This is a genomic window from Rhodoferax ferrireducens (assembly GCF_003347515.1).
Classification (GTDB): domain Bacteria; phylum Pseudomonadota; class Gammaproteobacteria; order Burkholderiales; family Burkholderiaceae_C; genus Rhodoferax.
Genome location: NZ_QEII01000318.1, coordinates 97,959 through 120,398 on the forward strand (window position 1 = coordinate 97,959; position 22,440 = coordinate 120,398).

23 protein-coding genes and 1 tRNA gene are annotated in these 22,440 nt (G+C 58.7%); 19 read left to right on the forward strand and 5 right to left on the reverse strand.

Annotated features, from left to right (window positions below; genetic code table 11):
* Nucleotides 1-119 precede the first annotated feature (119 nt).
* The 11 genes from uvrB (at nt 120) to C5P05_RS28845 (ending at nt 9,089) form a co-directional block, all read left to right on the forward strand.
* On the forward strand, nt 120-2,255 hold the full coding sequence (gene uvrB / locus C5P05_RS28795; RefSeq protein WP_232834700.1) for an excinuclease ABC subunit UvrB: 2,136 nt from the start codon (nt 120-122) through the stop codon (nt 2,253-2,255).
* 93 nt (nt 2,256-2,348) lie between these two features.
* Nucleotides 2,349-2,885: a Fe-S cluster assembly transcription factor gene (locus tag C5P05_RS28800; RefSeq protein ID WP_114973309.1), complete on the forward strand. Its 537-nt coding sequence runs from the start codon at nt 2,349-2,351 to the stop codon at nt 2,883-2,885.
* A 50-nt stretch (nt 2,886-2,935) separates the two neighbouring features.
* Nucleotides 2,936-4,156, forward strand: coding sequence for an IscS subfamily cysteine desulfurase (locus C5P05_RS28805; protein ID WP_114973310.1), 1,221 nt, complete (start codon nt 2,936-2,938; stop codon nt 4,154-4,156).
* Nucleotides 4,157-4,230: 74 nt separating this feature from the next.
* On the forward strand, nt 4,231-4,629 hold the full coding sequence (iscU, locus tag C5P05_RS28810; RefSeq protein ID WP_114973311.1) for a Fe-S cluster assembly scaffold IscU: 399 nt from the start codon (nt 4,231-4,233) through the stop codon (nt 4,627-4,629).
* Between the two features lies 1 nt (nt 4,630).
* Nucleotides 4,631-4,954 carry an iron-sulfur cluster assembly protein IscA gene (gene iscA, locus C5P05_RS28815; protein WP_114973312.1) on the forward strand — a complete coding sequence of 108 codons (324 nt, stop codon included), beginning with the start codon at nt 4,631-4,633 and terminating at the stop codon, nt 4,952-4,954.
* The gene (gene hscB / locus C5P05_RS28820; protein WP_114973313.1) at nt 4,951-5,484 is read left to right on the forward strand and encodes a Fe-S protein assembly co-chaperone HscB; all 534 of its coding nucleotides are present in this window, start codon (nt 4,951-4,953) and stop codon (nt 5,482-5,484) included. Before iscA ends, hscB begins: the two co-directional genes overlap by 4 nt.
* Before the next feature lie 26 nt (nt 5,485-5,510).
* Nucleotides 5,511-7,367 (forward strand): Fe-S protein assembly chaperone HscA, encoded by a 1,857-nt coding sequence (gene hscA / locus C5P05_RS28825; RefSeq protein WP_114973314.1) that lies wholly within the window; start codon nt 5,511-5,513, stop codon nt 7,365-7,367.
* 22 nt (nt 7,368-7,389) lie between these two features.
* Nucleotides 7,390-7,728 (forward strand): ISC system 2Fe-2S type ferredoxin, encoded by a 339-nt coding sequence (fdx, locus tag C5P05_RS28830; protein WP_114973315.1) that lies wholly within the window; start codon nt 7,390-7,392, stop codon nt 7,726-7,728.
* A gap of 14 nt (nt 7,729-7,742) precedes the next feature.
* Nucleotides 7,743-8,444, forward strand: a complete 702-nt coding sequence (dnaQ, locus tag C5P05_RS28835) for a DNA polymerase III subunit epsilon (protein WP_114973316.1) — start codon at nt 7,743-7,745, stop codon at nt 8,442-8,444.
* 39 nt (nt 8,445-8,483) lie between these two features.
* A tRNA-Val gene (locus tag C5P05_RS28840) sits at nt 8,484-8,558 on the forward strand.
* A gap of 186 nt (nt 8,559-8,744) precedes the next feature.
* The gene (locus C5P05_RS28845; RefSeq protein WP_114973317.1) at nt 8,745-9,089 is read left to right on the forward strand and encodes an ArsR/SmtB family transcription factor; all 345 of its coding nucleotides are present in this window, start codon (nt 8,745-8,747) and stop codon (nt 9,087-9,089) included.
* 34 nt (nt 9,090-9,123) lie between these two features.
* Here the strand turns inward: C5P05_RS28845 and C5P05_RS28850 are convergent, their stop codons facing one another.
* Nucleotides 9,124-9,537, reverse strand: coding sequence for a DsrE family protein (locus tag C5P05_RS28850; protein WP_114973318.1), 414 nt, complete (start codon nt 9,535-9,537; stop codon nt 9,124-9,126).
* 245 nt (nt 9,538-9,782) lie between these two features.
* Between C5P05_RS28850 and C5P05_RS28855 the strand changes: the two genes are divergently transcribed.
* The 3 genes from C5P05_RS28855 to C5P05_RS28865 are packed head-to-tail and all read left to right on the forward strand — an operon-like array spanning nt 9,783 to nt 11,978.
* A complete protein-coding gene (locus C5P05_RS28855; RefSeq protein WP_114973319.1) occupies nt 9,783-10,088 on the forward strand; it encodes a c-type cytochrome in 306 nt (101 codons plus the stop codon).
* A gap of 11 nt (nt 10,089-10,099) precedes the next feature.
* A complete protein-coding gene (locus tag C5P05_RS28860; protein ID WP_114973320.1) occupies nt 10,100-11,374 on the forward strand; it encodes an FCSD flavin-binding domain-containing protein in 1,275 nt (424 codons plus the stop codon).
* Nucleotides 11,375-11,378: 4 nt separating this feature from the next.
* A complete protein-coding gene (locus tag C5P05_RS28865) occupies nt 11,379-11,978 on the forward strand; it encodes a c-type cytochrome (protein WP_232834701.1) in 600 nt (199 codons plus the stop codon).
* A gap of 9 nt (nt 11,979-11,987) precedes the next feature.
* On the opposite strand, the gene C5P05_RS28870 is transcribed toward C5P05_RS28865, so the two are convergent.
* Complete coding sequence (locus C5P05_RS28870; RefSeq protein WP_114973321.1) at nt 11,988-13,085, reverse strand: YeeE/YedE family protein; 1,098 nt, start codon at nt 13,083-13,085, stop codon at nt 11,988-11,990.
* A 139-nt stretch (nt 13,086-13,224) separates the two neighbouring features.
* On the opposite strand from C5P05_RS28870, the gene C5P05_RS28875 reads away from it, so the two are divergent.
* From C5P05_RS28875 to C5P05_RS28890, 4 genes are all read left to right on the forward strand, one after another.
* Complete coding sequence (locus C5P05_RS28875; RefSeq protein ID WP_420130787.1) at nt 13,225-14,184, forward strand: MBL fold metallo-hydrolase; 960 nt, start codon at nt 13,225-13,227, stop codon at nt 14,182-14,184.
* Nucleotides 14,184-14,663 carry a thioredoxin fold domain-containing protein gene (locus C5P05_RS28880; RefSeq protein ID WP_232834702.1) on the forward strand — a complete coding sequence of 160 codons (480 nt, stop codon included), beginning with the start codon at nt 14,184-14,186 and terminating at the stop codon, nt 14,661-14,663. Before C5P05_RS28875 ends, C5P05_RS28880 begins: the two co-directional genes overlap by 1 nt.
* Nucleotides 14,664-14,707: 44 nt before the next feature.
* The gene (locus C5P05_RS28885; protein ID WP_114973322.1) at nt 14,708-15,892 is read left to right on the forward strand and encodes a methyl-accepting chemotaxis protein; all 1,185 of its coding nucleotides are present in this window, start codon (nt 14,708-14,710) and stop codon (nt 15,890-15,892) included.
* Nucleotides 15,893-15,958: 66 nt separating this feature from the next.
* Entirely contained in the window at nt 15,959-16,603 is a 645-nt protein-coding gene (locus tag C5P05_RS28890; RefSeq protein WP_232834703.1) for a Crp/Fnr family transcriptional regulator, read from the forward strand.
* A 28-nt stretch (nt 16,604-16,631) separates the two neighbouring features.
* Here C5P05_RS28890 and C5P05_RS28895 read toward each other — a convergent pair whose 3' ends face one another.
* From C5P05_RS28895 to C5P05_RS28905, 3 genes are all read right to left on the reverse strand, one after another.
* Nucleotides 16,632-18,905 carry a nitric oxide reductase activation protein NorD gene (locus tag C5P05_RS28895; protein WP_232834704.1) on the reverse strand — a complete coding sequence of 758 codons (2,274 nt, stop codon included), beginning with the start codon at nt 18,903-18,905 and terminating at the stop codon, nt 16,632-16,634.
* An 11-nt stretch (nt 18,906-18,916) separates the two neighbouring features.
* Nucleotides 18,917-19,723 (reverse strand): CbbQ/NirQ/NorQ/GpvN family protein, encoded by an 807-nt coding sequence (locus C5P05_RS28900; RefSeq protein ID WP_114973324.1) that lies wholly within the window; start codon nt 19,721-19,723, stop codon nt 18,917-18,919.
* A 378-nt stretch (nt 19,724-20,101) separates the two neighbouring features.
* Complete coding sequence (locus tag C5P05_RS28905) at nt 20,102-21,481, reverse strand: ribulose-bisphosphate carboxylase (protein ID WP_114973325.1); 1,380 nt, start codon at nt 21,479-21,481, stop codon at nt 20,102-20,104.
* Nucleotides 21,482-21,649: 168 nt separating this feature from the next.
* Here C5P05_RS28905 and C5P05_RS28910 point away from each other — a divergent pair, with 168 nt between their 5' ends.
* Nucleotides 21,650-22,411 carry a ParA family protein gene (locus C5P05_RS28910; RefSeq protein ID WP_114973326.1) on the forward strand — a complete coding sequence of 254 codons (762 nt, stop codon included), beginning with the start codon at nt 21,650-21,652 and terminating at the stop codon, nt 22,409-22,411.
* Nucleotides 22,412-22,440 lie beyond the last annotated feature (29 nt).

The following is a 22,440-nucleotide window of genomic DNA, read 5'->3' on the forward strand; positions in this document are numbered from 1 at the left end:
GCGGTTTGCCGCCAGGGTGCCAGGCATTTTAGCGGCCGATCCGTTCAGCACTTGACAGTGCGACGTCTGCGCAATTCGATAACATTCCGGGTTGCCCCGTATTTTTGAATAGTCTCCTCATGCCCGCACCCACCCCGATTGCTCTTGCCGCTACTGACGATGCCGCCACAGTGCGCACCGGCACATTTGTGCGTTTTCCCGACTCGCCATTCGAGTTGTACCAGCCTTATCCGCCGGCCGGGGACCAGCCCGAAGCCATCAACAAACTGGTCGAGGGGGTGAATGACGGCGAGGTATTTCAGACCCTGCTGGGTGTGACCGGCTCGGGCAAGACCTTCACCATGGCCAATGTGATTGCGCGCCTGGGCCGACCCGCCATTGTGTTTGCGCCCAACAAGACACTGGCGGCGCAGTTGTACAGCGAATTTCGCGAATTTTTCCCGAATAACGCGGTGGAGTACTTCGTCAGCTACTACGACTACTACCAGCCCGAGGCTTATGTGCCGCAGCGCGACCTGTTCATCGAGAAGGACTCTGCGATCAACGAACACATCGAGCAGATGCGCCTGTCGTGTACCAAGAGCGTGCTGGAACGGCGTGACGTGGTGATTGTGGCGACCGTCTCGGCCATCTACGGCATTGGCCAGCCCGAGGCCTACCACCAGATGGTGATGACGTTACGCGCAGGCGACAAAATGGGCCAGCGTGATGTGATCACCCAGCTGGTGCGCATGCAGTACCAGCGCAACGACATGGAGTTTTCACGCGGCAAGTTTCGGGTGCGCGGCGACACGATTGACGTGTTTCCGGCCGAGCACAGCGAGATGGCGATTCGCATTGAGCTGTTTGATGACGAGATCGAGTCGCTGCAGCTGTTTGACCCGCTGACCGGGCGCATCCGGCAGAAAATTCCGCGTTTTACCGTGTACCCAAGCAGCCATTACGTCACGCCGCGTGACCAGGTGCTGGCGGCGGTGGAAACCATCAAGGTCGAGCTGTCAGACCGGGTGAAAGAATTCGTGGGCCAGGGCAAGCTGGTGGAAGCGCAACGGCTGGAGCAGCGCACCCGCTTTGATCTGGAAATGTTGAACGAAGTCGGGCACTGCAAGGGCATCGAAAATTACACGCGCCACCTCAGCGGCGCCGCACCGGGCTCGCCGCCCGCCACCCTGACCGACTACCTGCCCAAGGACGCGATGATGTTTCTGGACGAAAGCCATGTGCTGATCGGCCAGTTTGGCGGCATGTACAACGGCGATCGATCGCGCAAGACCACGCTGGTGGAATACGGCTTTCGCCTGCCCAGCGCGCTGGACAACAGGCCGCTCAAGTTTGAAGAATTCGAAACCAAGATGCGCCAGGCCATCTTTGTCTCGGCGACCCCGGGGCAGTGGGAAAAAGACCATGCCGGGCAGGTGGTGGAGCAGCTGGTGCGCCCCACCGGGCTGGTAGACCCCGAAGTCGAGGTGCGCCCCGCCACCAACCAGGTAGACGACGTGCTGCAGGAAATCCGCATCCGCGTGGAGAAGAGTGAGCGGGTGCTGATCACCACGCTCACCAAACGCATGGCCGAGCAGCTGACCGACTATTTGAGCGACAACGGCGTGAAGGTGCGCTATCTGCACAGCGATGTCGACACGGTGGAGCGGGTGGAGATCCTGCGCGATCTGCGTTTGGGCACCTTTGACGTGCTGGTGGGTATCAACTTGCTGCGCGAGGGCCTGGACATTCCGGAGGTGTCCCTGGTTGCGATTCTGGATGCCGACAAAGAGGGATTTTTGCGCTCGGAACGTTCACTGATCCAGACCATTGGCCGGGCCGCGCGCAATCTGCATGGACGGGCGATTTTGTATGCCGACAAGGTCACCGAATCGATGAAAAAGGCGATGGGCGAGACCGAGCGGCGCCGCGCCACCCAGGTGGCACACAACCTGACCCATGGCATCACGCCGCGCTCGATCATTAAACAGGTGAAAGACCTGATTGACGGGGTGTACAGCGAAAAAGCCGGCAAAGAGGCCGACAAGCTGGAACGTGATGCGATGCAGCGGGCGCAGGTGGAGGAGATGAGCGAAAAAGACATTTCGCGTGAGATCAAGCGTCTCGAGAAGCTGATGCTGGAGCACGCCCGTAACCTGGAATTCGAGAAAGCAGCGCGGGTGCGCGATCAACTGGGTATTTTGAAGGAGCAGGCCTTTGGTGCGGCCGGCCACGATAATCTGGCTGTTATTGCGTCCGGGAGTGAAAAATCGTAGTTGTGAGTGATTTATCTAGTACCTGAGTGAATTACTCGGACTCTGTTATACTTGACTTAAATAGTCAACTAAATACGACTGAAGGAGTATGCGATGCGTCTCACCACCAAAGGCCGTTTTGCGGTCACCGCAATGATTGATCTGGGTCTGCGTCAAAGCAACGGCCCGGTGACCTTGGCCGCCATCAGCCAGCGCCAGCAGATTTCTCTTTCCTATCTGGAGCAATTGTTTGGCAAGTTGCGTCGGCACGAGTTGGTTGAATCCACCCGTGGCCCCGGCGGCGGTTACACCCTGGCGCGCAATCCATCTGAAATCACGGTGGCTGACATTATCGTTTCGGTTGATGAACCCATTGACGCAACACAGTGCGGCGGCAAGGAAAACTGCCTGGGCGAGGGTACTCGTTGCATGACGCATGACCTGTGGGCAGCGCTGAATGTGCGGATGGTCGAGTTTTTGGAGTCGGTGACGCTGCAAAAGCTGGTGGATGATCAATTGGCGAAAGGCCTGCAGATTGAAGATAAGCCTACGCTCAAGCGGGCGATTTCCAGCATGCCGGCGGTCAAGCCTATTCGCATGAACATACCGAACTCTGTTTTTGCGCTGGGAAATGCATTTTCCAAAATTTAACAGCACCCGGCCTTGGTCGATCTTCAAACAACAGTAGCAGTGAGCTAGCAATGGATACAACACCGCATTTCCCGATCTACATGGACTACAGCGCCACCAATCCCTGCGACGAGCGGGTGGTCGATGCCATGATCCCCTGGTTGCGTCAGCACTTTGGCAATCCGGCGTCCCGTAGCCATGCCTGGGGTTGGGAAGCCGAAGCTGCGGTTGAAAAAGCCCGCGAGCAGGTGGCCGCGCTGATCGGTGCCGACCCGCGTGAAATTGTCTGGACCTCCGGTGCAACGGAGTCCAACAACCTAGCGCTCAAAGGAGCTGCAGGCTTTTACAAGACCAAGGGCAAGCACATCATCACGGTCAAGACCGAGCACAAAGCGGTGCTGGACACCTGTCGCGAACTCGAGCGCCAGGGTTTTGATGTGACTTACCTTGATGTGCAGCCGGATGGGCTGATTGATCTGAACGCCTTCAAGGCTGCGATCCGTCCGGACACCATTCTGGCCAGCGTCATGTTTGTCAACAATGAAATTGGCGTGATCCAGGACATTGCCGCGATCGGGACGATCTGCCGCGAAAAAGGCATTGTTTTTCACGTTGACGCAGCGCAGGCCACGGGCCGGGTGGAGATTGACTTGAGCAAACTGCCGGTCGACTTGATGAGTTTGACAGCGCACAAGACTTATGGCCCCAAAGGCATTGGCGCCCTGTTTGTCCGTCGCAAGCCGCGTGTGCGGATTGAGGCGCAAATGCACGGGGGCGGGCATGAGCGCGGTATGCGCTCCGGAACCCTGCCAACGCACCAGATCGTTGGCATGGGCGAGGCGTACCGTATTGCCAAGGAAGAGATGACCGGCGAAAACGTGCGCATTCAGGCGCTGCATGACCGTATGCTGGCCGGCCTTCAGGGCATAGAGCAGGTGTTCATCAACGGCCACTTGGAAAAGCGTGTGCCGCATAACCTGAATATGAGTTTTAACTATGTGGAGGGCGAGTCCTTGATCATGGGTATCAAGGGGCTGGCAGTATCCAGTGGCTCCGCCTGTACCTCGGCCAGTCTTGAGCCCAGCTATGTGTTGCGCGCTTTGGGGCGCAGCGATGAGTTGGCGCACAGCAGCCTGCGCATGACGATTGGTCGCTACACCACCGAGGCGGAAATTGACTATGCGATTGAGACCATCAAAGTCAACGTCGCCAAACTGCGCGATTTGAGTCCTTTGTGGGACATGTACAAAGATGGAATTGATATCAGCACCATTCAGTGGGCTGCGCACTGAATATTTGAACTTTGCGGGACAGGCCGCAGCGGCGCGGTCGCAAGCCCTGTTCTCAACTGACTGAAGGAAATAAAATGGCATATTCTGACAAGGTCATAGACCACTACGAAAACCCCCGTAACGTCGGCTCGTTCGAAAAGGGTGATGAATCGGTCGGTACCGGCATGGTCGGAGCGCCCGCCTGCGGCGACGTCATGAAGCTGCAGATCAAGGTCAACCCGGTAACTGGGGTAATTGAGGATGCACGCTTCAAGACTTATGGTTGTGGCTCGGCCATTGCCTCGTCGTCCCTCGTGACGGAATGGGTCAAAGGCAAGACACTGGATCAGGCCGCGGCGCTTAAGAATAGCGAGATTGCTGAAGAGCTGGCGCTGCCACCGGTCAAAATTCATTGCTCCATCCTGGCTGAAGATGCCATCAAGGCTGCGGTGAACGACTACAAACAAAAACACAACGTAGCACTGACACACTGACATGGCCGTTACGCTGACAGAAGCCGCTGCCCGGCACGTGACCCGCTACCTTGCCAAACGCGGCAAGGGCGTAGGGGTGCGACTGGGCGTCAAGACCACAGGCTGCTCGGGTCTGGCTTATAAACTTGAATACGTGGACGAAGTCGGTCCTGAAGACCTGGTCTTTGAGGGCCACGGCGTCAAGGTGCTGATCGAGCCCAAAAGTTTTGCCTACCTTGATGGCACTGAGCTTGATTTTGTCCGTGAAGGCCTGAATGAAGGCTTCAAGTTCAACAACCCGCGCGAGCGTGATCGCTGTGGTTGTGGTGAGTCTTTTCGCGTATGAATCTGCAGTCAAACGATTTCGAACTCTTCGGTCTTCCTCCGCAATTTGCACAAGACCGCACGGCCATTGACGCGCGTTGGAAAGAGTTGCAGCGCGAAGCGCATCCCGACAAGTTTGCAGCACAAGGCGCTGCGGCGCAGCGCGTGGCGATGCAGTGGTCTGTGCGAATCAATGAGGCCTACCAGCGGCTCAAGGAGCCTCTCCACCGCGCCGCCTATTTGTGCGAGTTGAATGCCGCTCCGGTGAATGCCGAGAACAACACGGCCATGCCTGCTGCGTTCTTGATGCAGCAAATGGAATGGCGCGAGGCCCTGGATGAGGCGAATAGCGCGGCTGACCTGGATGCGCTCGGTGCGCAAGTCCTGGCGGCCCGGCGCGAGGCGCTGAAAAAATGTGGCCAATTGCTGGACGAGCAGCAGGACTACAAAGGGGCGGTGCAGCAGGTGCGGGGACTGATGTTCATCGAGAAGTTCGCCAACGATGTCGATGCCCGCCTTGACCGAATGGACACTGAGGAGCGGGGACAATAGCGCCTCGAATCCGACAAAAAGTACACATGGCGCTTCTACAAATCTCCGAACCCGGTCAGACCCCCAACCCCCATCAGCGACGTATAGCGGTAGGCATTGATCTGGGCACCACCCATTCGCTGGTCGCCGCAGTGCGTCATGGTGTGGCCGAATGCCTGCCTGATGCACAGGGCCGTGTCATCTTGCCGTCGGTTGTTCGCTACCTTCAAGGTGGTGGCCGGCAAATCGGCTTCGACGCTCAGGAGGCGCTCGCGCTGGATCCCGAGAACTCCATCGCTTCGGTCAAACGTTTCATGGGGCGCAGCGTCGCGGATGTCACCGGGCATGGCAGGCTACCCTACCATTTTGTCGATCACCCGGGCATGCTTGGCTTGCAGACGGTTCAGGGTGAGAAATCACCGGTGGAGGTGAGCGCCGATATTCTGGCTACCTTGCGTTACCGCGCCGAAGATACTTTTAGCGACGATCTGTTTGGCGCCGTGATCACGGTGCCGGCGTATTTTGATGACGCACAGCGTCAGGCGACCAAAGACGCCGCGCAGTTGGCCAGCCTGAATGTGTTGCGGCTCATCAACGAGCCCACTGCGGCGGCAATCGCTTACGGACTCGACAATGCCAGTGAAGGCATTTACGCCATCTACGATCTCGGCGGCGGCACCTTTGACATCTCGATTTTGCGACTTACCAAAGGCGTCTTCGAAGTAGTGGCCACGGGCGGCGACTCGGCGCTCGGCGGTGACGACTACGACCATGCGCTGGCCGATTGGGTATTGGCGCAAACCGGCACGCGGGCGCTGTCGGCATCCGACAAGGCCGTCCTCAAGGTGGCCGCCCGTGCCTGCAAGGAAGCGTTGACTGCTGCAGAATCAGTAGCATTCTCTGCTGAATTGACGGGGGCTGCAGTCATATTTGATGTCAATGTTTCGCAGTTTGAGACCGTCACGAGCAGTCTGACTGCCCGAACCCTTGCAGCCGTGCGCAAAGCCTTGCGCGATGCCAGGCTGTCGGTGGACGAGGTCAAAGGCGTGGTCATGGTGGGGGGCTCTACCCGCATGCCGCAAATTCAAAAAGCCGTGGCCAGTTTCTTTGGCCGCGAGCCGCTGAACAACCTCAACCCCGATGAAGTCGTGGCCCTGGGCGCAGCTATTCAGGCCAACCAACTGGCGGGTAACAACTTGGCAGGTGACTTGCTGTTGCTGGACGTGATTCCCCTGTCCCTGGGCATTGAGACTATGGGCGGGCTGGTGGAGCGCATCGTGCCGCGCAACGAAACCATTCCGACTGCCAAGGCGCAAGACTTCACGACCTACAAAGACGGCCAGACTGCACTGGCTCTGCATGTCGTGCAGGGTGAGCGAGACTTGGTGGCCGACTGCCGCAGTCTGGCGCGCTTTGAGTTGCGCGGCATTCCGCCGATGGCCGCAGGTGCCGCACGCATCCGGGTCACCTTCACCGTGGATGCGGACGGGCTCTTGAACGTCAGTGCCAAAGAGCAGATCAGTGGTGTGGAAGCCCGCATTGACGTCAAGCCCTCGTACGGTCTGGCCGATGATCAAATTGCCAGGATGCTGCAAGACAGCTTTACCACGGCCGAGGCAGACATGAAAGCCCGTGCGCTGGTCGAGGCACGTGTCGATGGTGACCGCATGCTGCTGGCGACGCAAAGCGCGCTGGCGGCCGACGGCGATTTGCTCTCTGACGCCGAACGTGCCGATATCGATGCACTGATGGTTGCGGTACACGCCGCAAGGCCGCTGGAGGACGCGGCCCTCATTGAGGCCGCCACACAGGCGCTGGGCAAGGGCACCGAGGCATTCGCCGCCATGCGGATGAACCGGGGCATTCAAAAAGCACTGGCCGGAAAGAACATCGAGACGGTCTGAACCAGACCCACCGGAACAATACATGCCCATCATCAAAATACTGCCCCATCCCGAGTACTGCCCGCAGGGCGCCGAAATATCGGCACCTGCCGGCACCTCGGTTTGCGAGGCCTTGCTGGACAACCATATCAACATCGAGCATGCATGTGACATGGTGTGTGCTTGCACGACCTGCCACGTTATCGTGCGTGAAGGGTTTGCGTCACTGAATGAACTCGATGAAAACGAGGAAGATCTGCTCGACCGTGCCTGGGGCCTGGAGCCCAATTCGCGGCTAAGTTGCCAAGCCATACTCGCACAAAAAGACTTGGTCGTGGAGATCCCCAAGTACTCTATCAATCATGCCAAAGAAGCTCACTGACTGTTAACCGCCCCATGCGTCAAATTTTTTTGGATACCGAAACAACAGGCCTGTCAGCCGACAACGGTGACCGCGTGATTGAAATTGGCTGCGTTGAGTTGTTCAACCGGAAACTGACCGGCAACAACAAGCATTTTTACTTGAACCCCGGGCGTGAAAGCCACGAAGAAGCGCTCAAGGTGCACGGCATTACCAGCGAGTTTTTGAAGGACAAGCCCAAGTTCGACGCTGTGGCAGACGAGCTGCTGGCGTATCTGCAAGACGCCGACATCGTCATTCACAACGCAGCTTTTGACGTGGGGTTTTTGAACAAGGAACTGGCGCTGATGGGTCGCCCCTTGTTCAAGGACTATGTGGCCAGCGTGACCGATACCTTGGTCATGGCCAAGGAGATGTTCCCTGGCAAGCGCAATTCACTGGATGCGCTGTGTTCGCGGCTGGGTGTTGACAATTCAGGGCGAACCCTGCACGGCGCCTTGCTGGATGCTGAACTGCTGGCCGATGTGTATATCAACCTGACGCGAGGGCAGGATGCCTTGCTGATCGATGTGGGCTCGACGGAAAGTACGGGACTCAACGTTGTGGCAATTGACCTGCTTGGTTTTGATCTGCCGGTGCTGGCCGCCAATGACCAGGAGATTGCCGCGCATGAAGAGGTTCTCAAGCAGATTGACAAAGCCAGCAGCAGTAAAACGGTTTGGCGTTTGTCGGCTTAAAAGTATGGCATAATTCTAGGCTTTCCTGAAACGAATTCAGGGCGGTTAGCTCAGGGGTAGAGCACTGCATTCACACTGCAGGGGTCGCAAGTTCGAAACTTGCACTGCCCACCAATTTATTGGTAATAGATCAAGGACTTACGAGAAATCGTAAGTCCTTTTTTATCGCCTCTGCGAAAAACGGTGGATGGGGTAGATGCCATTCATCGTTTCCCGGGGACTATTTTGAATTGCACAATAAGCGTATATTCGAATCAACGAAATTAAGAGCAGGGCGTCATGCCTGCATGCGAAATTCCTATGGCAAAACCTTCAGTACACGTGACCCCATCCGAACTGGATAAACCGGATGAAGTCTTTGACATGGCCGCGGAGTTATTCCGGGTCATGTCTGCGCCCATGCGGCTGAAAATTATCAGTTGTCTTTGCGATGGCGAGAAGAATGTGAGCTATCTGCTCGGGAAAATCGACACCACCCAGCCCAATATGTCGCAGCACCTGAATACCCTGTATCAGGCGGGAATTCTGGGAAAACGGCGCGAAGGCGTCCAGATTCATTATCGAATCATTGACGACCGGGTAGCCGCCCTTTGCCGTGCCGTGTGCACGCAGATTGCGACTGAGGGAAACTTCCAGGATACCTGACCGTGCAGGGTGCAGACTCCCGGCTCGAAGTGCATCAGGGCTTGATGTAGACGAAGCCTTCTTTGGCTTGCAGTTTGGCTGCTTCCGAAACGCCTGAAGGCACAATTTTGGTCTCCATCAGGAGCTTGTCGGGCGCAATATTGCGCACTGTCAGGGTGTTGTTGCAGACACGGAATTCGACGCCACGACCGGCGAGCGTACTCACCGACGAGCTGAATTCACGTCCCCGGCTGTCTTTTGCGTCCTGCAGCAGGAAATCAATGCCGGGTCCATTGGTGACCACCACAATCCTCGCCTTGGGGTCTGCGTCCAAATGATTCTGAATGTTATTCAGCGCTGCTGCAGCCGTGTCAATGCCCGTGGTGATGTGATAGACGGCTTTGACGTCTTGTGCGCTGGCAAAGCTGACCCAAGCGGCCAGGACGAAGGTGAAAAGTAGTTTGTACATGGATTGTCTCCTATAGGAATTTTGGGGTGTTGACCGGGCCCTGAGCAAACCGGAACCGCGTCATTAGACGCATTCCGGCGCCCCGCATTCACGTCTTTGATGCACGTCCTTCGGGTTTGTACGGTATTTGATTCCACGTTGAATGTATTACCATTTGCGTATATAAGATGCGGCGAATAAATATTCCAACAGATTCTTTTTGCCAGCCGCAAGCGTCCGGATTGTGAATACTTCAAGGAGACAACATGAAAAAACGGATCAAAGGGCTGGCAGGCATCGCGCTGGCCACCTTGTCCGCGTGGGCCATGGGTGCCGACGCATTGCAGGTGCGCAGCATGGCGGCGTCCTGTGCCGGTTGCCATGGCACCAGCGGCGTCGCCCAGCAGGGAATGGAGTCCCTGGCCGGTCAGTCCAAAGAAGATTTACTCAAAAAAATGCTTGACTTCAAAACTGGCAAAAAGCCCGCCACGCTCATGCATCAGCTCTCCAAGGGCTACTCGGATGAGCAACTTGAGCAACTGGCCAGCTATTTCGCTGCCTTGAAAAAATAAGGGAGCCCGCCATGAAACGTCGTCAATTTGTGCAAACCGTCGGTGCCATCGGCGCGCTAGGTCTGATGTCGGGCTGTTCGACCACCGGGGCCAGTCGCGGGCCCAAAGTGGTGGTGGTCGGGGGCGGATATGGTGGCGCCACCGCCGCAAAATACGTGCGCATGTGGTCCGATTACGGTATTCAGGTCACACTGGTGGAGCCCAATGCGTCGTTTATTTCCTGCCCGATCTCCAATCTCGTGCTGGGCGGCAGCAAGACCATGGCCGACATCACGACGCCGTATGACAACCTGGTCAAGCGCCACGGCGTCAATCTGGTGCGTGACATGGTCACCTCCATTGATGCGGAGAAGCGGCTGGTAAAACTCGCCAGTGGAGGCGAATTGCCTTATGACCGTTTAATCTTGTCGCCTGGCGTGGACTTCATGTGGGACACCCTGCCTGGTATGGCCAAGGCCGGCGCGCAGGACAAGGTGCTGCATTCCTGGAAAGCCGGCACCCAAACGGTCGCCCTGCGCAAACAGCTTGAAGCCATGCCGGATGGTGGCGTGTATGCATTGTCGATTCCGCTGGCTCCCTACCGATGTCCTCCCGGCCCGTATGAGCGGGCCTGCCAGGTGGCGCACTACTTCAGCAAAACAAAACCCAGGAGCAAGGTGCTGATCCTGGACGCCAATGACGACGTCACCTCCAAAGGTCCCTTGTTTAAAAAGGCGTGGGCAGAGCGTTACAAAGGCATTGTCGAATACCGTCCCAAGCATGGTGCTGTGGATGTGGATGCTGCCGCCAACACATTGAAGTTTGAGTTCAATGACGAGGTCAGGGCCGACGTGCTCAATGTCATTCCCGGCATGCGAGCGGGCGATATTGCGGTCAAGACCGGGCTGGCCACGGCCAACAAGCGTTGGTGCGAAGTGGACTTCTTGACCTTTGAATCCAAGGCTGCGAAAAACATTCATGTGCTGGGGGACTCCATTCAAATCTCCCCCGCCATGCCCAAGTCGGGTCACATGGCCAACCAGCACGGTAAAACTTGCGCCGCGGCCGTTGTCGCCTTGCTGACGGGCAAGGCACCCAACGACATGCCAATTTACAACAATACCTGCTACAGCTTTGTCAGTGACGAGGATGTGGTGCACGTGGCCAGTGTTCATCGCTACGACGCAGAGAAGAAAACCATGCTGACTGTGGCTGGTTCTGGAGGCGTGTCCAGTGGTGCCAACGAGCTGGAGGGACGCTACGCTCTGGCTTGGGCGCGCGGCATCTGGGCCGATACACTGGGTTGATCAAATGAAAACTGTCAGTAAGTGGAGTGCAGTGGCCGCGTGCCTGATGGTGGGTTCCGTTTGGGCCCAGGCGGATGAGGCCCGGGCGAAGAAAATTGTGTCTGGCGTCTGTTTCCTGTGTCACGGCGCTGAAGGGGAATCGTCCAGTGAGGTGTTCCCCCGGCTTGCTGGCCAGCACTGGGAATACGTCGCCAAGCAGCTGGAGAACTTCAAATCCGGCAAGCGCAAAAGCACCACCATGGTCGACATGGCTGCCAAACTCACGTCCGATGAAATGGTCGCGCTTGGCAAGTATTTTGAAAAAATGTCGGTGTCCCCTGAACCGGCCAAGGATGCTGAGCTGGCCGCTGTCGGCAAGTACATTTTTTATTCAGGCGACAAGTTCAGTGGCGTGGCGGCGTGCGCCAGTTGTCACGGCAAAGAAGCCATGGGGACGGCCGCACTGCCGCGCCTGGCCGGCCAGTACGCGTCCTATATTGAGATGCAGCTCAGGCATTTTGGAAAACGTGAACGTACCAATGACAACGCCGTCATGCATGCCATTGCTAACAAAATGACAGCGCTTGAAATGGCTGCCGTGGCCGAATACTTGGGCGGCAAGTAGTGCCGTGATTCAGGTTGCGAGTGCCGCCTGTGTTTGTTTCTTGCTGGCGGACGTGCTGACGGCGACCGGATCCAGCAGGCGGTCAGTCAGACCGGCACCGGCCCACATGCCAACCAGTGTCACCCAGGCGGTCAATGCAAAAACGGCACCGCCAGTCATGCCGGCACCCACGGCGCAACCGCCGGCCAGCATGGAACCAAAACCCATCAAGATAGCGCCAGCGATATAGCGACGCATGCTGTAGCCATCCTTGAATCCTTCGAGCTTGAGGTCCTTGCCTATCCAGGCCCCGACAAAGGAGCCGACAAATACGCCTGGCAACAGGCCAAAATCAAATCCGATGGCGGGTGTCGGTGAGGCCAGCACGCGCATCAGCCACTCCGCCGAAGGGCCGCTGAAAGTCAGGCCCTGCACCTGGACCACCTGGAACGAATTGATTGATATGAGGTGGGTGTACCACCATCCGGCTGCTACCGCCAGGCCGGTGCCGATGCCGCCGACCCATTTCCAGAAGCCCCACCCGCTACGCACCGAGAAGAACAGCGCGGCAGCAAACCACACCAGTCCAAAGAGAAGTCCGCCCCAGTGGCCCAGGCCGGTAATGGCCAGCAAGTCACGCGAACTACCCCCTTCTACGGTCCACCAGGTGCTGATGGTGTTGCGCAATGGCGCCAGAGATCCTGAGAGCGAGGCCTGGGCCGTGACGGCAAAGATCAGGCCAGACAGCAGCGCCCGCAAGTTGCCATTGGCCGACAAAATCAGCAAACGACTGGCGCAGCCCCGGGACATGATCATGCCAGCACCAAACAGCAGGCCTCCGATCAAGGCGCCGGAGATGCTGCCGCGTGTCGCAATTTGGCGTGCTGTGCTCACATCCAGCGAATGCGTCAGGATGAGCAACTGAACGCCAACGACGGCACTGGAAAACGCGAGCAACCACACGGAGAGTTTTTCGCCGAATTTTCGATGCCAGAACTCGATAGCTGCAGCCCGCATGCAGAATTTTGAACGCTGGGCAAAAAATCCAAATAAAACACCTATAACAAGACCCCCAAGCGCCAGGACCAAGCTATCACCATAGCGCTCAAGAATGCTTGCAGGGTTCATACGGATTCCAAATAGTTCAGTAATAGCTTATATTAATGGTAAGTTTGAAAACCTGAGTGCTGTTTGATCTTGCTCAAGTTTTGTTTTGATGAGCTCCCGTGAGCTGATGCGGCGCAGATCGCCTTATTTTGGACAACCCATGAAGACAATGAGAGACTCGTTTCTGTGGCACTGCACGGTCGCACTGCTGGTCACGCTGAGCACCGCAATGGCCTGCGCTGACGAGGTGCCCGCCATGGTTGCTCACAAGGTGTCGGCTTCCGCCTGGTACGTGGAGGGCGTGTCCGCCCTGGGCTCGCCAGCCAACCAGAACTTCATCTCCAACGCGGCCTTTGTGGTGACGCCTGCTGGCGTGGTGGTGATCGATGCGCTCGGGTCGCCTGCCTTGGCGACGCGTTTGATCGCCGAGATCCGCAAAATTACGCCACAACCCATCACCCATCTGATCGTGACGCATTACCACGCCGACCACATCTACGGTCTGCAGACGTTCAAGGCGCTGGGAACCCGAATCATTGCGCATGGTGCGGCACGGGCGTATCTGAATTCGGAAACCGCGCGCCTGCGACTTGAGGCGTCGCGCCAAGAACTCGCGCCCTGGGTCGACGCCCAAACCCGGCTGGTCGAGGCAGACGAGTGGATAGATGCTGAAAAAGAATTCGCGGTGGGGGGTGTGCGTTTCCAGCTCAAACCCGTGGGTCCGTCGCACACGCCGGAAGATATGGCAATTTACATGCCCGCGGAAAAAGTGTTATTTGCTGGCGATCTGGTGTTTCGCAGCCGTATCCCTTTTGTTGGCCAGGCTGACAGTCGTCACTGGATCGCTGCGCTCGATAACCTGCTCGCCTTTGATACGAACATCATCGTGCCTGGTCATGGCCCCCTTTCCAGCGAAGCCCGCAAGGACATGCAGCTCACGCGCGACTACCTCGTTTATCTTCGTACCTCCATGGGACAGGCGGCAAAGAACCTCGAACCATTTGAAGAGGCCTACAAGTCCACGGACTGGACCCAATTTGAACACCTGCCCCTGTTTCGGGTCGCCAATCGCATGAACGCCTATAACACCTACCTGCTGCTCGAACACGAGGCCAATTGATGCTGATACCTCTACAGCCTCTCTCGCGTCGTCTGCTGCTGGCGGGCGCTGCTGTTTCTGCCTGGAGGTCAAGTCAGGCCGCGCCAGTTACCTTGCCCACGCCAGTGTCACTGCCTGATGAGCTCGCACAGGCCCTGAAAAAAGGCAGTCCCTTGCTGGTGTTGGTCAGCCTTGAGGGTTGCCCGTTCTGCAGAGTGGCCCGCGAGAACTATCTTGGCCCCATGCGCGAGCAGCAGGGATTGGATGTCGTGCAGGTTGACATGCGCAGCAGCAGGACGATCAAGGGCTTCAAAGGGGAGACCCTCACCCAGGATGAATTGATCCGCGCCTGGCGCATCAAGGTGGCGCCTAGCGTCCTGTTTTTTGGACGTGGTGGTGTGGAAGTCGTTGAGCGCCTGGTGGGTGGCTACATACCTGACTTTTACGGGGCTTATCTCGATGACCGGCTGCGTCTGGCGCGTGCGGCGCTGCGATCCTGATACCCAGGTTCTATTTTGCCGAGACTGGGGTCTGGAGAGTCCAAATGAACTATACGCAAAAGCTCACCTTGTCGATGATCGTGCCAACAGCCATGGTGGCTGGGGCCGGCTCCGCGGTGGTTCTCGGAGCCAGTTGGCTCCAGGGGCAGGCGCGCACCGAGTCGTCCCAGGTCATCGCCGACTACTTGACGCTCGGAGGGGCGCTCACGGCATTGTTGACAGCGATTTGTGTCCTTGCCTGTATCGGTTTCACCGTCTGGATTCGACGCACCGCCCTGAGCGTCTTGGGCGGTGATCCATCGGAGTCCCGTGTGGCCCTGGCTGCTCTGGCCGATGGCAATTTGGCGGTCAGCATTCCACAAGCCAGGGATGGCAGCTTGTTGCACTCACTCAAACGTCTGGCGACTGTTCTGCAGTCGACGCTTGGGGATATTCGCAGTGCAACGCAAAGTATTTCAGTGGCTTCCAGCGAAATTGCCATCGGCAACCAGGACTTGAGCGTGCGCACTGAGCAAACTGCCAGCAACCTGCAGTACATTGCATCGAGCATGGAGCAGCTCACCATGGCCGTGAGGCAATCGGCCGATGCTGCGCGCCTGGCCAAGCAGTTGGCCGCCTCAGCTGCTGAAGTGGCGGCTCGCGGCGGCGAAGTCGTCGGTCACGTTGTTAGCACCATGTTGGATATCAACCACCGCTCCAGGAAGATAGCCGACATCATCGGCGTCATCGATGGCATTGCCTTCCAGACCAACATTCTGGCCCTCAACGCCGCCGTGGAGGCCGCTCGTGCCGGCGAGCAGGGCCGTGGCTTTGCCGTGGTGGCATCCGAGGTGCGTAGCCTGGCTGGTCGCAGCGCAGAAGCGGCCATGGAAATCAAGAAGCTGATCAATGCCTCGGTCGATAAAGTGGAATCCGGTTCGCGGCTGGTGCAGGAGGCCGGCAACACCATGGACGAGATCGTGGGCTCGGTCAGAAAAGTCAGTGACATCATTGGAGAGATCTCGGCGGCTTCAGCCGATCAGTCCGAGGGCATCGGCCAGGTGAGCATGGCAATCGCTCAGCTTGACCAGATGACGCAGCAGAACGCCGCGCTGGTGGAGCAGTCAGCGGCGGCGGCCGAGAGCCTCAAGGGGCAGGCACACCATCTGGCGCAGGCGGTCGCGGTGTTCAAAGTGTCGGACAGCCAGCTACGCCGGTTGGGTCAAAATTTCAATTACCAAGGTAAGTAGCCCTCGATGATCCCGATAAATACAGAATCCGCCTGGCGTGGCCGATCAAATTGCAGCACCTGCGGCATGCGCGACCTGGCCCTGTTTGCCGACCTCAACGAACAGGATTTCGGCATGATTCATGCGCCGATTGACGACCTTGCGTTCAAGCAGGGTGCGACGCTTTATGACGAGGGCAGCCGTGCACAAGGTGTGTTCACGGTGCGCACCGGCATGATCAAGTTGGTGCGGGTGACCTCCGATGGGCGGCATCGCATCGTGCGCGTGCTACGCCCCGGCGATGTGGCCGGGCTGGAAGCCTTGGCGACCTCGCGCTACGACAGCGAAGCGGTGGCCCTGACTGACGTTGCCGTGTGCCGGATTCCCCTGGAAGTGATTCACACTTTGGGTGGCAGCAGCCATCGCCTTCACCACATGCTCATGCAAAAGTGGCAAAAAGCGCTCAAGGATGCAGATGACTGGCTGGCCGACCTCAACTTTGGCACGGCCAGGCAGCGGGTCTCCAACCTCATTCTCAAAATGCGCAGTCCCGCTGACAGCCAGATCAGCACACTGTTCGCGCGGGACGACATGGGCGCCATGCTGAACCTGAAGTTGGAGACCGTCAGCCGCGAGGTCAGCCGCCTGGTGCGCGAAGAGGTGATAGAGCCGCAGGACCGACTGGGGCGTGTTTATCGGGTGCAACAACTGGCGCGTTTGCAGGTCGCCTGAACGCTGGCAGCGCGGCGCTGCGTGTGACTCAACGCGTCAGGGCCATGAACAGCTTGGGCAGTTGCTCGGGCAAACGCTCAATATGGTCAATCACCGTGTACTGGTGGCCGAATATGTCGCTCACGTAGGCGTCGGCCTTGGGGTCCAGGTTGATGCAGTAGCTGAAGATACCTTGCTGGTCCAGCTCTCTGACCGATTGACGCGCATCTTGAATCAACAGGCGTTCATCGTGCGCGTCGACATCGGACGGCTGTCCATCGGTCAGGACCAGCAAAAGCTTCTTGTCGGCCGGCTGCAGCTCAAGGTAATGGGCGGCATGGCGCATGGCGGCGCCCATGCGGGTGGAGTAGCCGGCCTGCATCGCCGCCAGCCTTCCCTTGACGTCGTCATTCCAGTGTTCCCCAAAGCCTTTGATGTGCAGGTAGCGCACGTCATGCCGCGTATTCGAATGAAAGCCGGCAATGGCAAAGCGGTCGCCCAGTTGTTCAATCGACCAGGCCAGCAAAGACACGGCTTCCTGGCTGAGTTGGAGCACGCTCTGGTGTGAGCCGGCGGCTTTTTCGTTCAGTGATTCGGACAGGTCGAGCAGCAGCATGACGGCGATATTGCGTCCGTCGGTCTTATGGCTCATGTTGATGCGCACATCGGGCTGGCTGCCGCTTTTGAAATCGATGAGCGATCGCACGGCCACATCCAGATCGAGTTCGCTGCCTTCTTCCTGGTAGCGCACGCGCACCTTGTCCTGCGGCTTGAGCAGGTCCAGCAGGCGTTTGAGGCGCTTGGCCAGTCCGGCATGTTTGGCCAGCAAGGTGTCGATGTCGGCCGGGTTGCCGCTGGGGTGCAGCCGCTCATACAGGCTGACCCAGTCCGGGCGGTAGGTCTGGCTGGCGTAGTCCCATTCCGGGTAGTGGCGCGGCGGCAGACCCTTGGCCTCGTCGCTCGCGGTGCTGGGGGGGCGATGTTCCTCGAACATCTCCTCGTCGTCACTGAGTTCGTGAAAGCGCCACAGGTGGCGGTTGTCGTCACGGTAATCGACTTCGGTGTCCTTGAAATAGGTCTTGGCCAACTGGTCGCTCTGGCGCCGGGTTTTTGCCACATAAGACAGGGCCAGCGCAGCGATCTCCTCGGTGCTCGATTCGCCTTGCGCCATGCAGTCATGGAATCGCTGGACGAAGTCATTGAGCGCGGCATCCTGGTAGCCGTGCGCCGGCGCCTGGGCGGGTTCCAGCAAGGCGCGCGACAGCATGGCCAGGCGATGGCGCAGGCAGGAGTGGGTCTCTGGATCGCAAGCGCCCTCGACCGGCGCCGGATGCAAGGCGATAAAAATGCGCCGCAGACCCGGGTACGCGCGCATGGTCAGGGTTTCCACCCGCGCATCCTCGAAAAACTCCACCGCCATGCGCTGGAACGGGCTGTAGTTGTCGGCAAAGATGGCACGGCTCCAGCGCCGGTGCGCGGCCATGTGCGCCAGCGCCGCGCGGTAGCGGTCCAGCCCGCTGATGTTGTTGCAATCGTCATAGACATCGGGCAGTCGGATGCCCAGCTTGTCAAAGTAGGGGACGGGCTTGCGCAACTCGTCAAAGCCGGTGGAGTAGGGCACCAACAGGTCAGCGTCTTGCCACAGCCCGAGCAGGTACAAATCGAGCTGACGCGTGTGGTCCACCAACAGCGTGCCGTGGCGCTCGCGCTGCAATACGGCGCGGCTGTCGGCCGACTGCAGGCTGAAGTAGTCGCGCTGGCGCTCCGGGTGGTGGCTGTAGTTGCGCACGCCATAGTCCACCCAGTGGCGCAGGCCTTCCATCGACAGCAGGTTCAGCAGATGGGGCGATTGTTGGAAAAAGTCCGGGAGGCTGGGGCTGGCATAAGTCTTGTGGATGCCGTGAATGGAGCCGCTGGTGCGGTCCATGAAACTCAGCGTCAAATCCAGATAGTGCTGCAGCTGTTCCCGCGAGGGCAGGCGCCGGGCAATGGCCGCCAACGATTGCAAAAAGGGCGAGATGGCCTTGCCATTGGGCGACTTCGTCATCGCCCGAACCGTGTCCATGATGGCCGGCAGGGCGGCCTCGCCCAGCGTCTGGGCGACGGGCGGCCACTCCTGCAAAAAGATTAACACCGGCTCCACGCCACGCCCCATCTTCGCTAAGACCCGGCCTTGTTCCAGATAGGCGTTCATGCCCTCGGGCGTGAGCACAGCCTGGGCCTCGGTCATGCAGTCTTCAAACACATCGGCCACTTGCGCGAAGCCGCAGTCGAGCTGCTCACGCCAGGCGGCGATCTGTTCCGGTGCGGGGCCTGTGTGCACGGCGGCCGGCTTCAGGCAAAGACGGCGTCAATCGCGTGGTCCAGCGTCGCGCGGATGTCGGCGTCGTCGGTGATGGGGCGCACCAGCGCCATGCGGCAGGCGTCCACCGGAGCCACACCACCCTTGATCAAGGTGGCGGCGTAGACCAGCAACCGGGTCGAGATGCCCTCGTCCAGGCCATGGCCCTTGAGTTGGCGTGCAATGCTGCCAATCTTCACCAGCCTGGCGCTAACTTCCAAGTCCGTGCCGGTTTCCGCCGCCACGATGGAAGCCTCCAACTCGGCGCTCGGATAATCAAAATCAAAACCCACAAAACGCTGCTTGGTCGACTGCTTCAGGTCTTTCATCAGACTCTGGTAGCCGGGGTTGTAGGAGATCACGAGCTGAAAATCAGGGTGCGCGTGGATCAACTCGCCGCGCTTGTCCAGCGGCAGCTGGCGGCGGTGATCGGTCAGCGGGTGGATCACCACCGTCGTGTCCTGTCGGGCTTCCACAATTTCATCGAGGTAGCAGATGGCGCCGATGCGCGCGGCCGCGGTCAGCGGTCCATCGAGCCAGCGTGTGCCATTGGCTTCCAGCAAGTAGCGCCCCAGCAGGTCGGACGCTGTCATGTCCTCGTTGCACGCCACCGTGATGAGTGGCTTGCCCAGCTTCCAGGCCATGTATTCGATAAACCGCGACTTGCCGCACCCGGTCGGCCCCTTCACCATCACTGGCAGGCGGGCTTTGTACGCTGCCTCGTACAGCGTCACTTCGTTGGACTGCTGCTGGTAGAACGGCTCCTGGATGATGCTGTATTGCTGTGCCAGATTCGTCATTGCGGTTTCCTGTGTGATCCCCATTGGGAATAGGTGGCATGGGGGGAAGGCTCGGCGTATCTACCCGCAGAGCGCATTGGGTATCCGACTCCGCTCATGTCCCCCGGTTCGGGCTTTGCCCGACCCTCCTCCTTGACTTAGCTGCGTCAGATACCCAATGCACTCTGCTAGCGATGTGGTTTGCCCGCCTGTCTGCATTGAACTGTACGTGGCGCCAATACCGTTTGCGGCTTGTTGCGGCAGGCTGTCTTGCAAAGCGAGGTCAAGGAGGAGGAGGCTGCAAGCCGCCGGAGGACACGAGCGACGCAAGGCAGCCTGTCGCAACAAGCCCCCCGCAACTTCACCCAAAGGAAAGGTATTCCTTCAGCGAACACCAATCTACCTGTGCACGCCCAGCTTCTCGCGCCAGCCCGGATACAACTTATCCGAATCCCCCGGAAACGACTCAAACGCCCGCGCAAATTCTTTGTGCTCCTTTGCAAACTGGATCGGATCAGCGCCGGACTTCCAGCATTCGTACGACTGGCGCAGCGAAATCGCACCCGCCGCCGGGCTGTCGATATGCCCATAGGCGCCCCCGCCAGAAGTGTTGATCACGTTGCCGTGGCCCAGGTTCTCGAAGAAACCCGGCAGGCGCAACGCGTTCATGCCGCCCGAGATGATCGGCGTGGTGGGCTTCATGCCGTACCACTTCTGGAAGTAGATCGGGCCTTCGCACTCGTCACGTTCGATCATGTAGGCGATCACCTTGTCCGAATTTTCGCCTTCCATCTTGCCGTAGCCCATGGTGCCGACGTGGATGCCGGAGGCGCCCTGCAGACGCGACATCTTGGCCAGCACAAAGGCCGTGTAGCCGCGTTTGGCGGAGGGCGAGGTGACCATGCCGTGGCCGGCGCGGTGGTAATGCAGGTACTGATTGGGGTACTGACGGCGGGCGGTGGTGACCATGCCGGGACCGCCGACAAAACCGTCCACCAGAAAAGCGACTTTGTCGGCGTCCGGGCCAAAGGTTTCCAGGATGAAGTCAGCCCGGGCGCACATTTCAAAATGGTCATCGGCTGTGATGTTGGCCGAGAACAGCTTGGCCTGGCCGGTTTCGTCCTGCGCCCGTTTCATGGCGTCCGCCACCAGGGGGATCACCTTTTTGGCCGGGCAGAACACCTGGTTGCCCTGTGGTTCGTCGTTTTTAATGAAGTCGCCGCCCAGCCAGAACTGGTAAGCCGCCGCCGCAAACGGCTCGGGGCGCAGGCCCAGCTTGGGTTTGATGATGGTGCCGGCAATGTAGCCGCCGTTCTTGATCGGACGGCCCAGGATGCGCCACAGGTCGGAGATGTCTTTGGCCGGGCCATCGAACAGCTGGATGGCGCGCTCGGGCATGTAAAAGTCATGAATCTTGGCGTGTTCGATGTCGCCCATGCCCTGGTTGTTGCCGATCACCAGTGTCAGGAAGGACACGATCATCATGCGGCCGTCGGTCATGTTCCGATCGAACAGGTCGAGTGGGTAGGCAATGCGCATGTCTTCGGTGGCTTCGTCGATGTAATACACCAGGGCATCCACGCCGCGGGTGAAATCATCGGTGGTGCTGACCTCGACATTGGTGCCGGTGGACGACTCGGCGGCAAAGTGGGCCGCTGCTTCCAGGTAGGCGTGGCCCGATTTGGGCTTCATCTTGTAGGCGACCAGAATGTGCTGGCCCCCCTTGATCAGGTCGGCCTCCTTGAGGCTCAGGTCAGCGTAGCGGTTGGATTGGTCCATGCAAAATCTCCGTGAGTGTGTGGCGATGGGTTGGACTATAGGGAGGCTTATTCATAATTAAAATTCAAATAAACTCTTTGTTTGATCAGTTTTTAATGATGCGTTGAAGCCGGGCACAATCGGATACATCTGTTTGTCCATTCGTCCACCCGCACAAGGAACCGTGTCATGCCGCTCGTCGTCTTCAATCAAAAAGGTGGGGTAGGCAAATCCACCATCACCTGCAACCTGGCCGCCATCAGTGCCAGCCAGGGCCTGCGTACCCTGGTGATTGACCTGGACCCGCAGGGCAACTCCAGCAGCTACCTGCTGGGCGCGCAAGCCAGCGAAGACCAGCCGACCGTGGCCGGTTTTTTTGAGCATTGCCTGAGTTACAGCTTGCGCACCGTGCTGCCCACGGAATTCATCGTGACCACACCGCACGAGCACCTGCACGTCATGGCGTCGAGTCCGGCTTTGAATGAGCTGCAGGGCAAGCTGGAATCGCGGCAAAAGATGTACAAGCTGCGCGAGGCGCTGCAACAGCTGGCTGGCGGCTATGACCGCATTTACATCGACACGCCGCCGGCGCTGAATTTCTTTACCCGCTCGGCCCTGATTGGTGCCTCGGGCTGCCTGATTCCGTTTGACTGCGATGAATTTGCCCGCAAGGCGCTTTACACCCTGATGGACAACGTGCAGGAAATCCGTGCCGACCACAACCCGAAGCTGGAGGTGAAGGGTATTGTGGTAAATCAGTTCCAGCCGCGGGCCAACCTGCCCCAGCGCATGGTGGCCGAGCTGGTCGCCGAAGGGCTGCCCGTGCTGCAGCCCTACCTGCCGTCTTCGGTCAAGATCCGCGAATCACACGAACAGTCGCTGCCCATGATCTACCTGGACCCCAACCACAAGCTGACGCAAGCCCTGGTGGCGCTGCACGCGGCGTTGTAACCGTGGTCCCGTCATTGCGAGCGCAGCGC

What these genes read in the sequence shown, in the direction of transcription:
- C5P05_RS28860 (WP_114973320.1), top strand. Translation starts at nt 10,100, where the DNA reads ATGAAACGTCGTCAATTTGTGCAAACCGTCGGTGCCATCGGCGCGCTA.
- iscA (WP_114973312.1), top strand. Translation starts at nt 4,631, where the DNA reads ATGGCCGTTACGCTGACAGAAGCCGCTGCCCGGCACGTGACCCGCTAC.
- C5P05_RS28865 (WP_232834701.1), top strand. Translation starts at nt 11,379, where the DNA reads ATGAAAACTGTCAGTAAGTGGAGTGCAGTGGCCGCGTGCCTGATGGTG.
- C5P05_RS28890 (WP_232834703.1), top strand. Translation starts at nt 15,959, where the DNA reads ATGCGCGACCTGGCCCTGTTTGCCGACCTCAACGAACAGGATTTCGGC.
- C5P05_RS28855 (WP_114973319.1), top strand. Translation starts at nt 9,783, where the DNA reads ATGAAAAAACGGATCAAAGGGCTGGCAGGCATCGCGCTGGCCACCTTG.
- hscA (WP_114973314.1), top strand. Translation starts at nt 5,511, where the DNA reads ATGGCGCTTCTACAAATCTCCGAACCCGGTCAGACCCCCAACCCCCAT.
- dnaQ (WP_114973316.1), top strand. Translation starts at nt 7,743, where the DNA reads ATGCGTCAAATTTTTTTGGATACCGAAACAACAGGCCTGTCAGCCGAC.
- C5P05_RS28850 (WP_114973318.1), bottom strand. Translation starts at nt 9,537, where the DNA reads ATGTACAAACTACTTTTCACCTTCGTCCTGGCCGCTTGGGTCAGCTTT.
- hscB (WP_114973313.1), top strand. Translation starts at nt 4,951, where the DNA reads ATGAATCTGCAGTCAAACGATTTCGAACTCTTCGGTCTTCCTCCGCAA.
- C5P05_RS28900 (WP_114973324.1), bottom strand. Translation starts at nt 19,723, where the DNA reads ATGACGAATCTGGCACAGCAATACAGCATCATCCAGGAGCCGTTCTAC.
- C5P05_RS28910 (WP_114973326.1), top strand. Translation starts at nt 21,650, where the DNA reads ATGCCGCTCGTCGTCTTCAATCAAAAAGGTGGGGTAGGCAAATCCACC.
- C5P05_RS28875 (WP_420130787.1), top strand. Translation starts at nt 13,225, where the DNA reads ATGAAGACAATGAGAGACTCGTTTCTGTGGCACTGCACGGTCGCACTG.
- fdx (WP_114973315.1), top strand. Translation starts at nt 7,390, where the DNA reads ATGCCCATCATCAAAATACTGCCCCATCCCGAGTACTGCCCGCAGGGC.
- uvrB (WP_232834700.1), top strand. Translation starts at nt 120, where the DNA reads ATGCCCGCACCCACCCCGATTGCTCTTGCCGCTACTGACGATGCCGCC.
- C5P05_RS28870 (WP_114973321.1), bottom strand. Translation starts at nt 13,085, where the DNA reads ATGAACCCTGCAAGCATTCTTGAGCGCTATGGTGATAGCTTGGTCCTG.
- C5P05_RS28805 (WP_114973310.1), top strand. Translation starts at nt 2,936, where the DNA reads ATGGATACAACACCGCATTTCCCGATCTACATGGACTACAGCGCCACC.
- C5P05_RS28905 (WP_114973325.1), bottom strand. Translation starts at nt 21,481, where the DNA reads ATGGACCAATCCAACCGCTACGCTGACCTGAGCCTCAAGGAGGCCGAC.
- C5P05_RS28880 (WP_232834702.1), top strand. Translation starts at nt 14,184, where the DNA reads ATGCTGATACCTCTACAGCCTCTCTCGCGTCGTCTGCTGCTGGCGGGC.
- iscU (WP_114973311.1), top strand. Translation starts at nt 4,231, where the DNA reads ATGGCATATTCTGACAAGGTCATAGACCACTACGAAAACCCCCGTAAC.
- C5P05_RS28800 (WP_114973309.1), top strand. Translation starts at nt 2,349, where the DNA reads ATGCGTCTCACCACCAAAGGCCGTTTTGCGGTCACCGCAATGATTGAT.
- C5P05_RS28845 (WP_114973317.1), top strand. Translation starts at nt 8,745, where the DNA reads ATGGCAAAACCTTCAGTACACGTGACCCCATCCGAACTGGATAAACCG.
- C5P05_RS28885 (WP_114973322.1), top strand. Translation starts at nt 14,708, where the DNA reads ATGAACTATACGCAAAAGCTCACCTTGTCGATGATCGTGCCAACAGCC.